This is a genomic window from Pseudomonas sp. TWP3-1, from assembly GCF_049896625.1.
Classification (GTDB): Bacteria; Pseudomonadota; Gammaproteobacteria; order Pseudomonadales; family Pseudomonadaceae; genus Aquipseudomonas.
The window spans coordinates 41,025-57,256 of record NZ_JAFCUQ010000012.1 but is presented as its reverse complement, the minus strand read 5'-3'; the positions used below and the strand labels follow the sequence as shown (position 1 = coordinate 57,256).

The 16,232-nt window shown below is 59.2% G+C and carries 19 protein-coding genes and 1 pseudogene; 11 read left to right on the top strand and 9 right to left on the bottom strand.

The annotated features are described in order from the left end of the window. Positions 1-5 precede the first annotated feature (5 nt). Complete coding sequence (locus tag ACP7BN_RS17275; RefSeq protein ID WP_426205471.1) at positions 6-533, bottom strand: hypothetical protein; 528 nt, start codon at positions 531-533, stop codon at positions 6-8. On the opposite strand from ACP7BN_RS17275, the gene ACP7BN_RS17270 reads away from it, so the two are divergent. The 6 genes from ACP7BN_RS17270 (at position 441) to cysG (ending at position 7,980) form a co-directional block, all read left to right on the top strand. Then, complete coding sequence (locus ACP7BN_RS17270) at positions 441-2,882, top strand: DNA translocase FtsK (RefSeq protein ID WP_426205388.1); 2,442 nt, start codon at positions 441-443, stop codon at positions 2,880-2,882. The two genes, ACP7BN_RS17275 and ACP7BN_RS17270, sit on opposite strands and share 93 nt — an antisense overlap. Positions 2,883-2,947: 65 nt before the next feature. Beyond that, entirely contained in the window at positions 2,948-3,568 is a 621-nt protein-coding gene (lolA, locus tag ACP7BN_RS17265) for an outer membrane lipoprotein chaperone LolA (RefSeq protein ID WP_426205387.1), read from the top strand. Between the two features lie 24 nt (positions 3,569-3,592). Continuing rightward, the gene (locus tag ACP7BN_RS17260) at positions 3,593-4,915 is read left to right on the top strand and encodes a replication-associated recombination protein A (RefSeq protein WP_420648957.1); all 1,323 of its coding nucleotides are present in this window, start codon (positions 3,593-3,595) and stop codon (positions 4,913-4,915) included. After that, positions 4,915-5,289 carry a fluoride efflux transporter CrcB gene (gene crcB / locus ACP7BN_RS17255; RefSeq protein WP_420648956.1) on the top strand — a complete coding sequence of 125 codons (375 nt, stop codon included), beginning with the start codon at positions 4,915-4,917 and terminating at the stop codon, positions 5,287-5,289. Before ACP7BN_RS17260 ends, crcB begins: the two co-directional genes overlap by 1 nt. A 15-nt stretch (positions 5,290-5,304) precedes the next feature. Beyond that, a complete protein-coding gene (serS, locus tag ACP7BN_RS17250; RefSeq protein WP_426205386.1) occupies positions 5,305-6,585 on the top strand; it encodes a serine--tRNA ligase in 1,281 nt (426 codons plus the stop codon). After that, complete coding sequence (cysG, locus tag ACP7BN_RS17245; RefSeq protein ID WP_426205385.1) at positions 6,586-7,980, top strand: siroheme synthase CysG; 1,395 nt, start codon at positions 6,586-6,588, stop codon at positions 7,978-7,980. 178 nt (positions 7,981-8,158) lie between these two features. Here the strand turns inward: cysG and ACP7BN_RS17240 are convergent, their stop codons facing one another. The 7 genes from ACP7BN_RS17240 to ACP7BN_RS17210 all read right to left on the bottom strand — a co-directional run bounded on the left by ACP7BN_RS17240 (position 8,159) and on the right by ACP7BN_RS17210 (position 12,036). Further along, positions 8,159-9,160 carry a glutathione S-transferase family protein gene (locus ACP7BN_RS17240; protein ID WP_426205384.1) on the bottom strand — a complete coding sequence of 334 codons (1,002 nt, stop codon included), beginning with the start codon at positions 9,158-9,160 and terminating at the stop codon, positions 8,159-8,161. 91 nt (positions 9,161-9,251) lie between these two features. Next, entirely contained in the window at positions 9,252-10,253 is a 1,002-nt protein-coding gene (locus tag ACP7BN_RS17235) for a glycosyl transferase family protein (protein ID WP_426205383.1), read from the bottom strand. Beyond that, the gene (locus tag ACP7BN_RS17230) at positions 10,250-10,585 is read right to left on the bottom strand and encodes a TusE/DsrC/DsvC family sulfur relay protein (protein WP_426205382.1); all 336 of its coding nucleotides are present in this window, start codon (positions 10,583-10,585) and stop codon (positions 10,250-10,252) included. Before ACP7BN_RS17230 ends, ACP7BN_RS17235 begins: the two co-directional genes overlap by 4 nt. Next, positions 10,582-10,875 (bottom strand): sulfurtransferase complex subunit TusB, encoded by a 294-nt coding sequence (gene tusB, locus ACP7BN_RS17225; RefSeq protein WP_426205381.1) that lies wholly within the window; start codon positions 10,873-10,875, stop codon positions 10,582-10,584. The genes ACP7BN_RS17230 and tusB overlap by 4 nt, the downstream gene beginning before the upstream one ends. Further along, entirely contained in the window at positions 10,875-11,231 is a 357-nt protein-coding gene (gene tusC / locus ACP7BN_RS17220; RefSeq protein WP_426205380.1) for a sulfurtransferase complex subunit TusC, read from the bottom strand. The genes tusB and tusC overlap by 1 nt, the downstream gene beginning before the upstream one ends. A 1-nt stretch (position 11,232) precedes the next feature. After that, positions 11,233-11,625 (bottom strand): sulfurtransferase complex subunit TusD, encoded by a 393-nt coding sequence (gene tusD / locus ACP7BN_RS17215; RefSeq protein WP_426205379.1) that lies wholly within the window; start codon positions 11,623-11,625, stop codon positions 11,233-11,235. A gap of 81 nt (positions 11,626-11,706) precedes the next feature. Then, positions 11,707-12,036, bottom strand: a complete 330-nt coding sequence (locus ACP7BN_RS17210; protein ID WP_420648947.1) for a DUF6388 family protein — start codon at positions 12,034-12,036, stop codon at positions 11,707-11,709. 135 nt (positions 12,037-12,171) lie between these two features. Between ACP7BN_RS17210 and ACP7BN_RS17205 the strand changes: the two genes are divergently transcribed. Continuing rightward, positions 12,172-12,522, top strand: a complete 351-nt coding sequence (locus tag ACP7BN_RS17205) for a hypothetical protein (RefSeq protein WP_420648946.1) — start codon at positions 12,172-12,174, stop codon at positions 12,520-12,522. A gap of 20 nt (positions 12,523-12,542) precedes the next feature. Here ACP7BN_RS17205 and ACP7BN_RS17200 read toward each other — a convergent pair whose 3' ends face one another. Beyond that, complete coding sequence (locus ACP7BN_RS17200) at positions 12,543-12,968, bottom strand: GNAT family N-acetyltransferase (protein WP_426205378.1); 426 nt, start codon at positions 12,966-12,968, stop codon at positions 12,543-12,545. A 146-nt stretch (positions 12,969-13,114) separates the two neighbouring features. On the opposite strand from ACP7BN_RS17200, the gene ACP7BN_RS17195 reads away from it, so the two are divergent. The 4 genes and pseudogenes from ACP7BN_RS17195 (at position 13,115) to ACP7BN_RS17180 (ending at position 16,211) form a co-directional block, all read left to right on the top strand. Beyond that, a complete protein-coding gene (locus tag ACP7BN_RS17195; RefSeq protein WP_420648944.1) occupies positions 13,115-13,552 on the top strand; it encodes a hemerythrin domain-containing protein in 438 nt (145 codons plus the stop codon). A gap of 221 nt (positions 13,553-13,773) precedes the next feature. After that, complete coding sequence (locus ACP7BN_RS17190; RefSeq protein WP_426205377.1) at positions 13,774-14,409, top strand: lytic polysaccharide monooxygenase auxiliary activity family 9 protein; 636 nt, start codon at positions 13,774-13,776, stop codon at positions 14,407-14,409. 39 nt (positions 14,410-14,448) lie between these two features. Beyond that, positions 14,449-15,483: pseudogene (locus tag ACP7BN_RS17185) on the top strand (chitinase); the annotation flags it as partial. Between the two features lie 137 nt (positions 15,484-15,620). Continuing rightward, a complete protein-coding gene (locus ACP7BN_RS17180) occupies positions 15,621-16,211 on the top strand; it encodes an NUDIX domain-containing protein (RefSeq protein WP_426205376.1) in 591 nt (196 codons plus the stop codon). The last annotated feature ends 21 nt before the right edge of the window (positions 16,212-16,232 follow it).

Sequence of the window (16,232 nt, the reverse complement as noted above, 5' to 3'; positions counted from 1 at the left end):
CGGGCTTACAGAAGGGGAGGGTAGTGGGCGCTCAGGCCCGCGCTCAAGTGTGCCGTTAAATGGCGGCCATGTCCTGCCGATCCTGCACAACGCATGCACTGCTGCAACTTGATGCGATATGTGCGGTCGTAAGCGGACTTCATGATCGCCCGCAATGTGTGCTTTGCCGCGTTCATCGCGATGTTCATCAAATAGCCCTCATAAGCCTTTGTAACAAAACATAATGCATGCTCAAATTGAGCCGCAGCTTTTGCCCGTTTGACTATGCTGTGAAACATGGCATCGGACGCGCAAACCCGTACAATGCCGGGCTGTTTTAGAATCTTCGCTACGCGCCCCGGTTTATTAATCCCGGCGTGCAGTGTTAAAAGTAGTCCCAGTTGCGCCTGCTCACTTTTTTTACCTGCCTGGATCGGGCAGTTTTTATTGTCATTCAATAGATGGACGCGCCACGGCGCAGGAAAAGAAGCGTTTTGAAGAAATCCACCGCAGCACCCAAAACAGTCGTCCCGCTCTGGCGCCAGCAATTGCACTACCGGCTCAAGGAAGGTGCATTGATCGCCATCGGTGCCCTGTGCCTGTTCCTGATGATGGCTTTGCTGACCTACGGCAAGGACGATCCGGGCTGGAGCCACAACAGCAAGATCGACGACGTACAGAACTTCGGCGGTCCGGCCGGTTCCTACAGCGCCGACATCCTGTTCATGGTGCTGGGTTACTTCGCCTATATCTTCCCGCTGCTGCTGGCGGTCAAGGCTTATCAGATCTTCCGTCAGCGCCACGAGCCGTGGCAGTGGAGCGGCTGGCTGTTCTCCTGGCGCCTGATCGGTCTGGTGTTTCTGGTGCTGTCCGGCGCTGCGCTGGCGCACATTCACTTCCACGCTGCTACCGGTCTGCCAGCAGGCGCGGGTGGTGCGCTGGGCGAAAGCCTTGGCGATCTGGCGCGCAATGCACTGAATATTCAGGGCAGCACGCTGATGTTCATAGCGCTGTTCCTGTTCGGCCTGACGGTGTTTACCGATCTGTCGTGGTTCAAGGTGATGGACGTCACCGGCAAGATCACGCTCGATCTGTTCGAACTGTTCCAGGGCGCGCTCAATCGCTGGTGGGCTGCACGCACCGAACGCAAGCAACTGGTCGCGCAACTGCGTGAAGTCGATGATCGCGTGCATGATGTGGTCGCACCGACCGTCACCGACAAGCGCGAGCAGGCCAAGGTCAAGGAACGCCTGATCGAGCGCGAGCAGGCTCTGAGCAAGCACATGTCCGACCGCGAGAAGCAGGTGCCGCCGGTCATCGCACCGGCCCCGGTCAAAGCGCCTGAGCCAAGCAAGCGCGTGCAGAAAGAGAAACAGGCGCCATTGTTCGTCGACAGCGCCGTGGAAGGCACCTTGCCGCCGATCTCGATCCTCGATCCTGCGGAAAAGAAACAACTCAATTACTCGCCTGAATCCTTGGCGGCGGTCGGCCACTTGCTGGAGATCAAGCTCAAGGAATTCGGCGTCGAAGTCACTGTGGATTCGATTCACCCCGGCCCGGTGATCACCCGTTACGAAATCCAGCCAGCCGCGGGCGTGAAAGTCAGCCGCATTTCCAACCTGGCGAAAGACTTGGCGCGTTCGCTGGCCGTGACCAGTGTGCGCGTGGTTGAAGTGATTCCCGGCAAGACTACCGTCGGTATCGAGATTCCTAACGAAGACCGGCAGATCGTGCGTTTCTCCGAAGTGCTGTCGACCCCGGAGTACGACAACTTCAAGTCGCCGGTTACCCTGGCGCTGGGTCACGACATCGGTGGCAAACCGGTGATCACCGACCTGGCGAAGATGCCGCATTTGCTGGTGGCCGGTACCACCGGTTCCGGTAAGTCGGTGGGCGTCAACGCGATGATTCTGTCGATCCTGTTCAAGTCCGGCCCGGAAGACGCCAAGCTGATCATGATCGACCCGAAAATGTTGGAACTGTCGATCTACGAAGGCATTCCGCATTTGCTGTGCCCGGTCGTGACCGACATGAAGGACGCCGCCAACGCCCTGCGCTGGAGCGTCGCCGAGATGGAACGGCGCTACAAACTAATGGCAAAAATGGGCGTGCGTAACCTGTCCGGCTTCAACGCCAAGGTCAAGGAAGCGCAGGACGCCGGCGAGCCGCTGAGCGATCCGCTGTACAAGCGCGAAAGCATCCACGACGAAGCGCCGCTGCTGCAGAAGCTGCCGACCATCGTTGTGGTGGTCGACGAATTCGCCGACATGATGATGATCGTCGGCAAGAAGGTTGAAGAGCTGATCGCGCGTATTGCGCAAAAAGCACGTGCCGCCGGTATTCACTTGATTCTCGCGACCCAGCGTCCATCGGTGGACGTGATTACCGGTCTGATCAAGGCCAACATTCCGACCCGTATGGCGTTCCAGGTCTCGAGCAAGATCGATTCCCGGACCATCATTGACCAGGGCGGCGCTGAGCAATTGCTCGGCCACGGTGACATGCTCTACATGCCACCCGGCACCAGCCTGCCGATCCGGGTTCATGGCGCGTTCGTTTCCGACGAAGAAGTACACCGTGTGGTCGAAGCCTGGAAGCTGCGCGGCGCACCGGAATACAACGACGATATCCTCAACGGTGTCGAAGAGGCGGGCAGCGGTTTCGAAGGCAGCAGTGGTGGTGGCGACGGTGATGATCCGGAAGCCGACGCGCTGTACGACGAAGCCGTGCAGTTCGTGCTGGAAAGCCGCCGCGCCTCGATTTCCGCAGTACAGCGCAAGCTGAAGATTGGGTACAACCGCGCCGCACGCATGATCGAAGCCATGGAAATGGCCGGGGTCGTGACGTCGATGAACACCAACGGTTCGCGTGAAGTACTGGCCCCTGGCCCGGTGCGCGACTGATTCAAATGTAATGGACGGTGCATGAGGCGCCGTCCACTTTCCTACGCGTATTCAAGAGGACTCCCATGCGTCTTATCCGCATGTTGCTGCCAGTACTGGCGCTGACCACTTTTACAGCCCACGCCGATGACAAGGACGTGGCGCGTCTGACCCAATTGCTGGAGCAATCCAATACCCTGACCGCGCGTTTTTCGCAGCTCACGCTGGATGGCGGCGGCACCCAGTTGCAGGAAACCACCGGCGAAATGTCCCTGCAGCGTCCGGGCCTGTTCTACTGGCACACCGAAGCGCCTAACGAGCAGACCATGGTCTCCGACGGCAAGAAAGTCACCTTGTGGGACCCGGATCTGGAACAGGTCACGATCAAAAAGCTTGATCCGCGCCTGACCCAGACTCCAGCGCTGTTGCTGTCAGATGATGTATCGAAAATCAGCCAGAGCTTCGACATCAGCGCCAAAGAAGCCGGTGGCGTGATCGACTTCACTCTGAAGCCGAAAACCAAAGACACCCTGTTCGACAGCCTGCGTCTGTCGTTCCGCAACGGTCTGGTCAATGACATGCAACTGATCGACAGCGTCGGCCAACGCACCAATATCCTGTTCACCGGGGTCAAGGCCAACGCAGCGATCCCTGCATCGAAGTTCAAGTTCGACATCCCCAAGGGTGCCGATGTGATTCAGGAATAAGCACAGAGGTTTCAACGGTACGTGATGGATCTGTTTCGCAGTGCACCGATTGCCCAGCCGCTGGCCGCCCGTTTGCGCGCGACCAATCTGGATGAGTACGTCGGTCAGGAACACCTGCTCGCTCGCGGCAAGCCTCTGCGTGAGGCGCTGGAGCAGGGTGCCCTGCATTCGATGATCTTCTGGGGCCCGCCGGGCGTGGGTAAAACCACGCTGGCGCGGCTGCTCGCGGAAGTCTCGGATGCGCACTTCGAAACGGTCTCGGCGGTGCTCGCCGGGGTCAAGGAGATCCGTCAGGCGGTGGAAATCGCCAAGCAGCAAGCCGGGCAATACGGCAAGCGCACTATTTTGTTCGTCGATGAAGTGCACCGCTTCAACAAATCCCAGCAGGATGCATTCCTGCCATATGTTGAAGACGGCACGCTGATCTTCATCGGCGCTACCACCGAAAATCCCTCGTTTGAACTGAACAACGCGCTCCTTTCGCGGGCGCGAGTCTATGTACTCAAAAGCCTCGACGAAGCCGCGTTGCGCAAACTGGTGCAGCGCGCGCTCACCGAAGAGCGCGGTCTGGGCAAGCGCAATCTGACGCTGAATGACGAAGGCTTCCAGATGCTGCTGTCCGCCGCCGATGGCGATGGCCGGCGTCTGCTGAACTTACTGGAAAACGCCTCCGATCTGGCCGAAGACGACAGCGAAATCGGCACTGAACTCCTGCAAAGCCTGCTCGGCGACACGCGTCGGCGTTTCGACAAGGGCGGCGAAGCTTTCTATGACCAGATTTCCGCACTGCACAAGTCGGTCCGCGGCTCGAACCCTGACGGCGCGTTGTACTGGTTCGCCCGAATGATCGACGGCGGCTGCGATCCGTTATACCTGGCCCGGCGCGTGGTGCGCATGGCCAGCGAAGACATTGGCAACGCCGATCCACGTGCGCTGAGTCTGTGCCTCGCGGCGTGGGAAGTGCAGGAACGCTTGGGCAGTCCCGAAGGCGAATTGGCGGTAGCGCAGGCGATTACCTATCTGGCCTGCGCGCCGAAAAGCAACGCGGTGTACATGGGCTTCAAAACCGCTCTGCGCGCCGCCGCCGAACACGGTTCGCTGGAAGTCCCGCTGCACCTGCGCAACGCGCCGACCAAACTGATGAAACAGCTCGGCTACGGCGATGAATACCGTTACGCCCATGACGAGCCAGACGCGTATGCCGCCGGTGAAGACTATTTTCCGGACGAACTCGAGCCGATCCCGTTCTACCAACCGGTGCCCCGTGGCCTCGAATTGAAGATCGGCGAGAAGCTCAATCACCTCGCGCAACTCGACCGTTTAAGCCCAAGACAGCGGAGAAAATAGTGCTTCCATTGATCGTTGCGGTCTCGGCCGGCGGGGTTGCCGGCACCTTGTTGCGCTTCGCCACCGGTAATTGGATCAACGCCAATTGGCCGCGGCACTTCTATACCGCGACGCTGGCCGTTAATATCGTGGGCTGCCTGCTGATCGGCGTGTTGTACGGCCTGTTTTTGCTACGCCCGGAGGTGCCGATCGAGGTGCGTGCCGGGTTGATGGTCGGCTTCCTCGGGGGGCTGACGACTTTTTCATCCTTTTCACTGGATACGGTGCGCTTGCTGGAAAGCGGGCAAGTGCCGCTGGCCCTGGGCTATGCGGCAATCAGCGTATTCGGCGGGCTGCTCGCCACGTGGGCCGGCCTGTCCCTGACCAAACTTTGATAACGAGAAACCGACATGCTCGATTCCAAACTGTTACGTAGCAACCTTCAGGACGTAGCGGACCGCCTGGCTTCCCGTGGCTATGCCCTGGATGTCGCGCGCATCGAAGCGCTGGAAGAACAGCGCAAGACCGTCCAGACCCGCACCGAAGCACTGCAGGCTGAGCGTAATGCGCGTTCCAAGTCCATCGGTCAGGCCAAGCAGCGCGGCGAAGACATCGCGCCGCTGATGGCGGACGTCGAGCGCATGGCGGGCGAATTGAGTGCCGGTAAAGTCGAACTGGACGCAATCCAGACTGAACTGGATTCGATCCTGCTCGGCATTCCCAACCTGCCGCACGAATCGGTGCCAGTCGGTGCTGACGAAGACGGCAACGTCGAAGTGCGCCGTTGGGGCACGCCGACTGCATTCGATTTCGAAGTGAAAGACCACGTTGCGCTGGGCGAGAAGTTCGGCTGGCTCGACTTTGAAACCGCCGCCAAACTGTCCGGCGCACGTTTCGCCCTGCTGCGTGGCCCGATCGCCCGTCTGCACCGCGCCTTGGCGCAGTTCATGATCAACCTGCACGTCAACGAGCACGGTTACGAAGAGGCCTACACGCCTTATCTGGTTCAGGCGCCGGCGCTGCAAGGCACTGGTCAACTGCCGAAGTTCGAAGAAGACCTGTTCAAGATCACTCGCGAAGGCGAAGCCGATCTGTACCTGATTCCGACTGCGGAAGTGTCGCTGACCAATATCGTGGCCGGCGAAATCGTCGATTCGAAACTGCTGCCGATCAAGTTCGTCGCCCACACACCGTGCTTCCGTAGCGAAGCCGGTGCATCGGGTCGCGACACCCGTGGCATGATCCGTCAGCACCAGTTCGACAAGGTTGAGATGGTGCAGATCGTTGAGCCATCGCAGTCGATGGAAGCGCTGGAAGGCCTGACCGCCAACGCTGAAAAAGTCCTGCAACTGCTCGAATTGCCTTACCGCACTCTGGCGCTGTGCACCGGCGACATGGGCTTCAGCGCGGTCAAGACCTACGATCTGGAAGTGTGGATCCCGAGCCAGGACAAGTACCGCGAAATCTCCTCGTGCTCGAACTGCGGCGATTTCCAGGCGCGTCGTATGCAAGCGCGTTTCCGCAACCCGGAAACCGGCAAGCCTGAGCTGGTGCATACCCTGAACGGCTCCGGTCTGGCAGTGGGGCGTACCCTGGTTGCCGTGCTGGAAAACTATCAGCAGGCTGACGGTTCGATCCGCGTGCCGGACGTTCTCAAGCCGTACATGGGTGGCCTCGAGGTCATCGGCTAAATGAAATATCTGCCGCTGTTTCACAACCTGCGCGGCAGTCGTGTGTTGGTCGTCGGTGGGGGGGAAATTGCCTTGCGCAAATCCCGCCTGCTGGCCGACGCCGGTGCGCTGCTGCGGGTGGTCGCACCTGAAATCGAAACGCAATTGGCTGAACTGGTCGCTGCCAGCGGTGGCGAGTGCCTGTTGCGCGGTTATGTCGAAACGGATCTGGACGGTTGCGGGCTGATCATTGCCGCCACTGATGACGAAACGCTGAATGCACAAGTTTCCACCGATGCCCATCGGCGTTGCGTGCCGGTCAACGTGGTCGATGCGCCTGCGCTATGCAGCGTGATTTTCCCGGCGATCGTCGACCGCTCGCCGCTGATCATCGCGGTGTCCAGCGGCGGCGATGCGCCGGTGCTGGCGCGGCTGATTCGCGCCAAGATCGAAACCTGGATTCCTTCGACCTACGGCCAACTGGCCGGTCTGGCCGCGCGTTTTCGGAATCAGGTCAAAGGCTTGTTTCCGGATGTGCAACAGCGCCGTGGCTTTTGGGAGGACGTGTTTCAAGGCCCGATTGCCGATCGGCAACTGGCCGGGCAGGGCACCGAGGCCGAGCGTCTGTTGCAGGCGAAAATCGACGGTGAAGCAACGATCACCACCGGTGAGGTGTATCTGGTCGGTGCCGGGCCGGGTGATCCGGATCTGTTGACTTTCCGGGCCTTGCGTCTGATGCAGCAAGCCGACGTGGTGCTGTACGACCGCTTGGTGGCGCCAGCGATTCTCGAACTGTGTCGTCGCGACGCCGAACGGGTTTACGTCGGCAAACGCCGCGCCGAGCACGCCGTTCCGCAGGATCAGATCAATCAGCAACTGGTCGATCTGGCCAAGGCCGGCAAACGCGTGGTGCGCTTGAAGGGCGGTGATCCGTTCATCTTCGGCCGTGGCGGCGAAGAGATCGAAGAACTGGCGGCGCATGGCATCCCGTTTCAGGTGGTGCCGGGCATTACCGCTGCCAGTGGTTGTGCGGCGTATGCCGGGATTCCGCTGACTCATCGTGACTATGCGCAATCAGTGCGCTTCGTCACCGGTCACTTGAAGGACGGTTCCACCGATCTGCCATGGGCGGACCTTGTCGCACCTGCGCAAACCCTGGTGTTCTACATGGGTTTGGTGGGCTTGCCGGTGATTTGCGAGCAGTTGATCAAGCATGGTCGAGCGGCGGATACCCCGGCGGCGTTGATTCAGCAGGGCACTACCGTCAATCAGCGGGTGTTTACCGGGACGTTGGCCGACTTGCCACGTTTGGTGGCGGAACATGAAGTGCATGCGCCGACACTGGTAATCGTCGGCGAAGTGGTGCAACTGCGCGAGAAACTCGCATGGTTTGAAGGCGCGCAGGCGCAGGTCTGACAGACCGAGTTGCGCCCATCGCTGGCAAGCCAGCTCCCACAGGTTTTGTGTTGAAGCTGCAATCTCCAGCATCACCCAAGGCCTGTGGAATTGTAGTGGAGCTGTAATCACCAGCATCACACAAATCACTGTGGGAGCTGGCTTGCCAGCGATGGGGCCCTCAAATACACCGAATCAATCAACCCCGGCGCCAAACGCCTTTGCCGTTCAGCCGTTCGCGGTCATGCGCCACGGTGAAATCCTGCTCCGGCCCCTTCGGCACCACACCAGTCGGGTTAATGGTCTTGTGGCTACCGTAGTAGTGATGCTTGATGTGCTGAAAATCCACCGTCTCGGCCACACCCGGCACCTGATACATCTCGCGCAACCAGTTCGACAGGTTCGGATAATCGGCAATCCGCCGCAGATTGCACTTGAAGTGCCCGTGATACACCGCGTCAAAGCGAACCAGTGTGGTAAACAAGCGCACATCCGCTTCAGTCAGGTATTCGCCGCTCAAGTAGCGATTCGCGCCCAGCACCTGCTCCAGATGATCCAGCTCGGTAAACACCTCATCGAAAGCTTGTTCATACGCTTGCTGCGAAGTGGCGAACCCGGCGCGATACACGCCGTTATTCACCGCTGGATAAATCCGCTCGTTCAGGGCATCGATTTCACCGCGTAATGGCGCGGGATAGAAGTCCAGCTCATTGCCGGTCAGATCATCAAATGCGCTGTTGAACATGCGGATGATCTCCGCCGATTCATTGCTGACGATGCGTCTGAGTTTTTTGTCCCATAGCACCGGCACAGTGACGCGACCAGTGTAGTTGGCAGTGTCGGCCGTATAGCGCTGGTGCATGAAGTCGAAGTGATCGAGCTTGTCGCCGGTCGAACCGAGGTTCTGGTCGAAGGTCCAGCCGTTCTCCAGCATCAGCCAGCTAACCACCGACACATCAATCAGGTTTTCCAGCCCTTTGAGCTTGCGCAGGATCAGCGTGCGATGCGCCCATGGGCACGCGAGCGAAACGTAGAGGTGATAACGTCCGGGCTCGGCAGCAAAACCGCCTTCACCGCTCGGGCCAGGCTGGCCGTCAGCGGTGACCCAATTGCGACGTTGCGCCTGTTCGCGCTGGAACGCGCCGTCCTTGCTGCTTTCGTACCACTTGTCCTGCCAGCGGCCATCGACGAGTAAACCCATGATCAAGACTCCAGAATCAATAATTCGTTGGAGTCGAGTCTATTCCGATGAGTTCGAACAAAAAGCGCAAAGATCGGGCGTGAATGATCGGTTAAATCGATTTGTTGCGTGCGGCCCAGTATTGCTCGGCGGTTGTGAAGGCCTGTTCGCGGCTCTGACCCAAACCGCGCAGCGCCAGTGCCATGGTCGAAATCAGGGCCATTTGCGGGTAGCTGTCGACCACATCACCGCGCCACACCGCTTTCAAATGTTCGATATCCAGCGATGCTGGTTTGACGTGGCGCTGTGCCGACAACTGCGGCCATTCCTCGTCCCAGCTCTGACCGCCAGTGGTGCCGTACAAATGGCTGTCGGCGTCCGGGTTGATCTCGATTTCGCCGCCATCGCCCTTGACCACAATTGCGGTGTCGCCGAGCAAACCGCTGGCATCGCGATGCACTGCTTGATAGCCAGGGTGGAAAATGCTTTGCAAGCCGCAACGCGCGCCCAGCGGATTGAGAATCCGCGCCAGCGAATGAATCGGCGAACGCAAGCCGAGGGTGTTGCGCAGGTCGATCATGTTCTGCAACTGCGGCGCCCAGTCCACCAGCGGCATGAATGCCAATCCGCCGTTGTCCAGCGCGCTGCCGACCTGCTGCCAGTCGCGGCACAACGGGATGTTCAGATCGCCAAGCAGTTGCTCCGAGTACATACGCCCGGCAGTGTGTGCGCCGCCGCCGTGCATGAAAATGCGCACGCCGTTCTGCGCCAGGCACTTGGCCGCCAGCAGATACCACGGCAGGTGACGCTTTTTACCGGCATAGGTTGGCCAGTCCAGATCGACATTCAACGCCGGCGCCTGCAAGCGCTCGCGCAAGGCCTCGGTGAAACCGGCCATTTCTTCGGCGCTTTCTTCCTTGTGCCGCAGCAACATCAGGAAGGCGCCGAGCTGGGTGTCTTCGACTTTATCGTCGAGCACCATGCCCATGGCCTCGCGGGCTTCGGCGCGAGTCAGGTCGCGGGCGCCGCGTTTGCCTTTGCCGAGAATCCGCACAAATTGCGCGAATGGATGCTCGGCGGGCGTTTCGAGGGTCAGCGCTGGAAAGTCGGTCATAAGCAATTCGTCGGTTTGGGCAGGCCCGCCAGTTTCGCGGCGAGTTTGGCGGGGGTGCCTTTGAACAATCGGTTCAGGTGCAGGCTGTTGCCTTTGTCCACGCCAAGTTTCAGCGCGGTGTACTTGATCAGTGGCCGGGTCGCTGGGGACAGCTGGAATTCTGCGTAAAAGCTGCGCAGCAGTTCGAGGACTTCCCAGTGTTCCGGGGTGAGCTCGATGTCTTCGGCCGCAGCGAGGGCGCTGGCAACGTCTGCCGACCAGTCGCTGAGGTCGAGCAGAAAGCCGTCCTTGTCCACTTCGATGGCGCGGGCGCCGACGTTCAAAACATTCATAGCCAGCTGTTGACCTTGTCATAGCGGATCGACAATTCGACGAAGCCCGGGTAATCGATCACTTCGGCCCAATGCGGGACCAATACCGCACGGGCTTCGGCATCTTCAGCCAGCACGTACAAATTTTCCTGACGGCGTTGCAAAGCAGCCAGCGGCGCGGTGTCCGGTTGCAGCGCGTAGACCGCGTCACCGGACAACAGCAAGGCATCAGAGCTGCCGATCAAACGCAGGCAACTGGTCAGTCGGTCGTCGCCGAACGGGGAATGAGACAACACATGCAAAGTCGACATCAGAGGGTGATCACCTGGTCGTAACGGTCAATAAGGGCGGTGATGTGAGCGGCAGAAAGTGGTTCCGCTTCGTCCAGCGACAGTCGGCCCATGCCGCGAGCGTTGGCGCTTTCAGCGCAATAGAACAGTTCCTCAACGCCAAACATCGGCAGCGCTTGCAGGTTGGCGCTCAGGTCTTTCTGTTGCAGGGCTTTGGCGTTCTGCCCGGCGCCGAGTTGCAACACTCCGTCATCGAGAAACAGCAGGCCGATCGGCAGATCGAACGCGCCACCGGCCAGCACGATGTCCAGCGCCTCGCGCGCACTCGGGCCGGACCACGGCGACTGGCGGCTGATGATCAACAGGGATTTAGCCATCTCACGCGCCTCCGAAACAGATCAGTCGGTCGGCGTCTTGCACCGCATCGTGCAGCTGACCGAGGCCGGACAATTCCCACGGTGCGCTGACGGCGACCGCTGCGCGCTGATAGCGCTTGGCTTCTTCGTCATTCAGCACACCACGGCGCAGGGCGGCGGCAATACACACCACACCGTCCAGATTTTGCTCGGTGATGAAGGCCCGCCATTGCTTGGGCAAGTCCAGTTCATCTTGCGGGGTGACCAGCGCATCCGAGGCGTTGAACACACCGTCCTGATAGAAAAACAGCCGGACAATTTCATGCCCCCCGGCCAGCGCCGCCTGAGCGAACAGCAGGGCGCGGCGCGAGGAGGGTGCGTGGGCGGCGGAGAACAACGCAATGGCGAACTTCATGACGGACTCGATCAGCAAAACTGCGGCCATGATAAAGCTTTCTCGGCGGGGCGGCGAAGTCGATGTTGTCCGTGCGATGCGTTACGGCTCTATGCCGTACAAATCGCAATACTCCAGCCAGTCCATACCGGCCATCTCCGCTACTTCGCGATGCACCTCAAGCCGTTGTGCCTGATATTCCTCAGGCGTGTCAGCGGTCAATTTCAACGTCAGTTCCCAGGCGAACAGGTTCAGGCTTTCAGCCTCGGCCTCAAACGCTTCGTGCAGGCGTTCTTCGCGGTACTGCGCCTGGGTTTCACCCTTGGCCTGGGCCAACAACGGATTCAGATGATCGAGGGTCTCGCGCAGTTCGGGCCGCGCATCGAGAAACAGTTTCAAGGCGTGTTCGTGTCGCTGGTCGGTAGGCGCCATGGGCTTTCCTTGTAGGGCTTGATGACCATAGGGTGCAGGAGCAGGCGCAATGTGTCGCGCGCTAAATGCAGTAAAGCAGAACGTTTCGCGGCGCTGCGGTGATACAGTCCGCTTTTTTCTGAATGAGCGAATGCAATGCGAATTCTGATGGTGGCGCTGGCAGCGAGCATGCTGGCCGGTTGCGCAGGTTCGGTGATGGAAGATGCCCGCACCCAAACCCCGTACAAGGTGTTGAATTCGGACAAACCCGAGAAAGTCGTGGCCCAGTGCATCCAGTTCTCCTGGCAGGACGAAGCGGTGTTCGGCGTGGATGCGGGCGCGTATCTGCAACCGGGCAAGAAGGGCGGCTCGACGGTTTATACGCGCTCGGCGGAGTCGTTCGTCGATGTCAGCAGCGATGCCTCCGGCACGTTGTTGAACTACTACGCGCAGAAGGACGACTTCGTCGCCAAGCGCCGGTTGGCAGCGTTGGCGACCTGTCTGTAAAGCACAGTAGATCCGCCGGCTCAGCTGTTCAGGCGCTTCTGAAAGAAGTGGCGCTTGTGCCCCGGCGGATAATCCGCCAGCTCACCAAACTGCCTGAACCCGAGCTTCTTGTAGAATTCCGGCGCCTGAAAATCAAAGGTGTCCAGCCAGATCCCGATGCACCCGTTTTCCCGCGCCAGGTCTTCGGCCATTTGCATCAGCCTCGTGCCGATTCCCTGGCCGCGCCCCGCCTCTGGTACCGAGAGCAAATCCACGAATAGCCACTGGCAGACCAATCTTCCATAGAGACCGCCGAGTATGACGTCCTGCTCATCACGCACCAGCAAGGTCAGCGGCTTGGATTTGGCAATTCCAGCCTTGGCAACGTTGTAAGCATGTAACGGCGCAAGAATCGCCAGGCGTTCTTCTTCCGTGTTGGTTTGCGACAGCTCGATCCGCAACGTCATGTGCTACTTCCTTATGGCAGAGACCCGCAGCCTATCTGTGTCCAGCCAATTGTTCTATCCCTCGATTCATGTATGGAACCGCCGCTCTCGCGCCGGGGTCTAGGCATTTACAGCGTCAATTCAGAACGCATAGCCGAGGAGACTCCATGAACATTTTCGAAGCCCTGCGCGAAAGCCACGACCGTCAGCGCACCTACGCCAAAGCGTTGATCGAGACCAGCGGCGACAGCCCGGAACGCGTCGAGGCCTACAAACAGCTCAAAGCCGAGTTGCAGGCCCATGAAACCGCTGAGGAGCGCTTCTTCTATATCCCGTTGATGGAGATGGACCAAGGCGTCGACCTCAGCCGCCATGCCATCGCCGAACACCATGAAATGGACGAGATGATGGAAGAACTGGACGAGACCGAGATGTCCAGTCCGGCCTGGCTCGCGACTGCGAAGAAGCTGTCGGACAAGGTCCATCACCATCTGAAGGAGGAGGAGCAAAAGTTCTTCCAGATGGCCGGCAAACTGCTCGACGAAAAACAGAAAGAGCAACTCGCGGGGCAATACCAAAAGGAGTTCAAAGCTCAATTGGCTTGATCGCGGGATGCAGGTTTATGTGGTCTTGGCGTGTAATCCTTTCTCCATATGTCGAGTAGGATTACTCATAAAGCACTGTGTTTATATCCAGTGTTTTCAGCGTTTTCGTGAACCAGTGCCTGCGACCGCGACAAATCCGCCAATGGACAAAAAATCCACCTCCGTTAGGTTGAAGGCCTCTCCTCGGAAAGGAGAGTTCTTAAATCAACGGAGTGAAAAACATGAATCAACCACTAGCTGAAAACCAACTGCGACACGGTCGCGTCATCTCCCCGGCCAGTCGTGGCGCGGTGGCCATCGAGCAAGGATTGCTCGGCGGCTGGCAAGTCAATGAGATGGAAGGGGGCAAGAATTTCCCGGCGCTGGTGGCCGGTCCGTTCCCGGCGCCTTACGAGTCGGATAGCCCAAGCGTAGTGCCACCGGCCGACGGTCACATTCTCAGCGGTGGCAAGGATGACGCCCGGGATTGTGTGAACTTCACCGCAGCGGAAATGAGCAAGAAGCTCGGTCGCCCGTTCACCTGGCCGTTGCTCAACGTCACCCCGGGTCAGACCCTCAAGGTCAATTGGGAGTACACCGCACCGCACACCACCCGTGGCTACCGTTGGCTGATCACCAAGGATGGCTGGGATCCGCAGCAGCGCATCAGCCGTGCGCAATTGGACGCGCAGCCGTTCGCCGAGGATTTCTACACTCAGGTTCCGTACTACAGTCATTCGGCGGAATTGAAGGCCAAGGTCAATCACGAGGTGAAACTTCCGGCCAACAAGAAGGGTCACCACGTCATCGTCCTGATGTGGATCGTTGCCAACACCGGCAACGCGTTCTATCAAGCGTTCGATGTGGACTTCAAATAAGTCCGCAACACCAACCCACACGTTCTGAAGGATTAGAACATGTCGAATATCGATTTCACCTTATTGCAAAACAAGGCGAGCGACGCCGCTTCGCTGATGCCGAGCATCGCCGGCAAGAAGATCCTCATGGGCTTCTGGCATAACTGGCCGGCGGGGCCGAGCGACGGTTACCAACGCGGTCAGTTCGCCAACATCGCGCTCGAAGATGTGCCCAAGGACTACAACGTAGTCGCGGTGGCCTTCATGAAGGGCAGCGGGATCCCGACCTTCAAACCGTACAGCCTCTCCGATACCGAGTTCCGCCGTCAGGTCGGTGTGCTCAACAGTCAGGGGCGGGCGGTGCTGATCTCCCTCGGCGGCGCCGACGCGCACATCGAGTTGCGCAGCGGTCAGGAACAACCGCTGGCCAACGAAATCATCCGTCTGGTGGAAACCTACGGCTTTGATGGTCTGGACATCGATCTTGAACAGAGCGCGATTGATTTCGCTGCCAACAAGACTGTCCTGCCGGCCGCGCTGAAACTGGTCAAGGATCACTACGCCGGCCAGGGCAAGCACTTCATCATCAGCATGGCGCCGGAGTTTCCGTACCTGACCAGCAACGGCAAATACGTCGACTACTTGCGGTCGCTGGAAGGCTACTACGACTTCATCGCCCCGCAGTTCTACAACCAGGGCGGCGACGGCGTCTGGGTGCCGGAAGCCAACAATGGCAGCGGCGCGTGGATAGCACAGAACAACGATGCGCTGAAGGAAGACTTCCTGTACTACCTGACCGAAAGTCTGGTAACCGGCACACGCGGCTTCACCAAAATCCCGGCCGACAAGTTCGTCATCGGCCTGCCCACCAACGTCGACGCCGCTGCGACCGGTTACGTGATCGACAAAAACGCGGTCGGTAATGCGATGAAGCGCCTGGCCGTCAAAGGGCTGGCGATCAAGGGCTTGATGACCTGGTCGGTGAACTGGGACAACGGCGTGAGCAAGGATCGGGTGCCTTACAACTGGGAATTCAGTCGGCGGTATGGGCCACTGATTCACGGAGCGGCGTCAGCCACCCATGAGCCTGACGCTGCAACGGCGAACATCGCCCGTCAGTCGTAAGAGAATGAAAAAGCCCGGTAGCGCTGCCGGGCTTTTTTTCGTTAATTGCGCGGAATTTTTTCGCCTAACATGGTCGCCCCTCCAATGACAAAGAAGGATCAAGCGTCATGCCCAATACAGCCGAGCGAGTCAACATTGTCGAAACTCAGGTGTTGTCCGAAGACTGGTATCTGCTGAAAAAAATCACCTTCGACTACCTGCGCAACAACGGTGAATGGCAGCGCCAGAGCCGCGAGGTTTATGACCGGGGCAACGGTGCCGCGATTCTGCTGTTCAACCGCGGGAAGCGCACGGTGGTGTTGACTCGCCAGTTTCGTCTGCCGGTGTTCGTCAACGGTCACGATGGCTTGCTGATCGAAGTGGCGGCGGGGTTGCTTGAAGGTGTGGCGCCGGAGCAACGGATTCGTGAGGAAGCCGAGGAGGAGACCGGCTACCGCGTGCATGACGTCAAGAAGGTGTTCGAGGCTTACATGAGTCCGGGTTCGGTGACCGAAAAGCTGCATTTCTTCATTGCCGAATACGATGCGGCGTCGAAAGTCAGCGAGGGCGGCGGACTGGAAGAAGAAACCGAAGAACTGGAAGTATTGGAGTGGCATTTCGACGATGCGCTGCGGGCGTTTCAACGAGGTGAGATCTGCGATGCGAAGAGCATCATGCTCTTACAGTACGCGGCGATGAATAACCTGTTTACAGCATGAGACTGCAACAGGTTTTTGTGG

What these genes read in the sequence shown, in the direction of transcription:
- ACP7BN_RS17270 (WP_426205388.1), top strand. Translation starts at nt 441, where the DNA reads ATGGACGCGCCACGGCGCAGGAAAAGAAGCGTTTTGAAGAAATCCACC.
- lolA (WP_426205387.1), top strand. Translation starts at nt 2,948, where the DNA reads ATGCGTCTTATCCGCATGTTGCTGCCAGTACTGGCGCTGACCACTTTT.
- ACP7BN_RS17260 (WP_420648957.1), top strand. Translation starts at nt 3,593, where the DNA reads ATGGATCTGTTTCGCAGTGCACCGATTGCCCAGCCGCTGGCCGCCCGT.
- serS (WP_426205386.1), top strand. Translation starts at nt 5,305, where the DNA reads ATGCTCGATTCCAAACTGTTACGTAGCAACCTTCAGGACGTAGCGGAC.
- cysG (WP_426205385.1), top strand. Translation starts at nt 6,586, where the DNA reads ATGAAATATCTGCCGCTGTTTCACAACCTGCGCGGCAGTCGTGTGTTG.
- ACP7BN_RS17240 (WP_426205384.1), bottom strand. Translation starts at nt 9,160, where the DNA reads ATGGGTTTACTCGTCGATGGCCGCTGGCAGGACAAGTGGTACGAAAGC.
- ACP7BN_RS17235 (WP_426205383.1), bottom strand. Translation starts at nt 10,253, where the DNA reads ATGACCGACTTTCCAGCGCTGACCCTCGAAACGCCCGCCGAGCATCCA.
- ACP7BN_RS17230 (WP_426205382.1), bottom strand. Translation starts at nt 10,585, where the DNA reads ATGAATGTTTTGAACGTCGGCGCCCGCGCCATCGAAGTGGACAAGGAC.
- tusB (WP_426205381.1), bottom strand. Translation starts at nt 10,875, where the DNA reads ATGTCGACTTTGCATGTGTTGTCTCATTCCCCGTTCGGCGACGACCGA.
- tusC (WP_426205380.1), bottom strand. Translation starts at nt 11,231, where the DNA reads ATGGCTAAATCCCTGTTGATCATCAGCCGCCAGTCGCCGTGGTCCGGC.
- tusD (WP_426205379.1), bottom strand. Translation starts at nt 11,625, where the DNA reads ATGAAGTTCGCCATTGCGTTGTTCTCCGCCGCCCACGCACCCTCCTCG.
- ACP7BN_RS17210 (WP_420648947.1), bottom strand. Translation starts at nt 12,036, where the DNA reads ATGGCGCCTACCGACCAGCGACACGAACACGCCTTGAAACTGTTTCTC.
- ACP7BN_RS17205 (WP_420648946.1), top strand. Translation starts at nt 12,172, where the DNA reads ATGCGAATTCTGATGGTGGCGCTGGCAGCGAGCATGCTGGCCGGTTGC.
- ACP7BN_RS17200 (WP_426205378.1), bottom strand. Translation starts at nt 12,968, where the DNA reads ATGACGTTGCGGATCGAGCTGTCGCAAACCAACACGGAAGAAGAACGC.
- ACP7BN_RS17195 (WP_420648944.1), top strand. Translation starts at nt 13,115, where the DNA reads ATGAACATTTTCGAAGCCCTGCGCGAAAGCCACGACCGTCAGCGCACC.
- ACP7BN_RS17190 (WP_426205377.1), top strand. Translation starts at nt 13,774, where the DNA reads ATGAATCAACCACTAGCTGAAAACCAACTGCGACACGGTCGCGTCATC.
- ACP7BN_RS17180 (WP_426205376.1), top strand. Translation starts at nt 15,621, where the DNA reads ATGCCCAATACAGCCGAGCGAGTCAACATTGTCGAAACTCAGGTGTTG.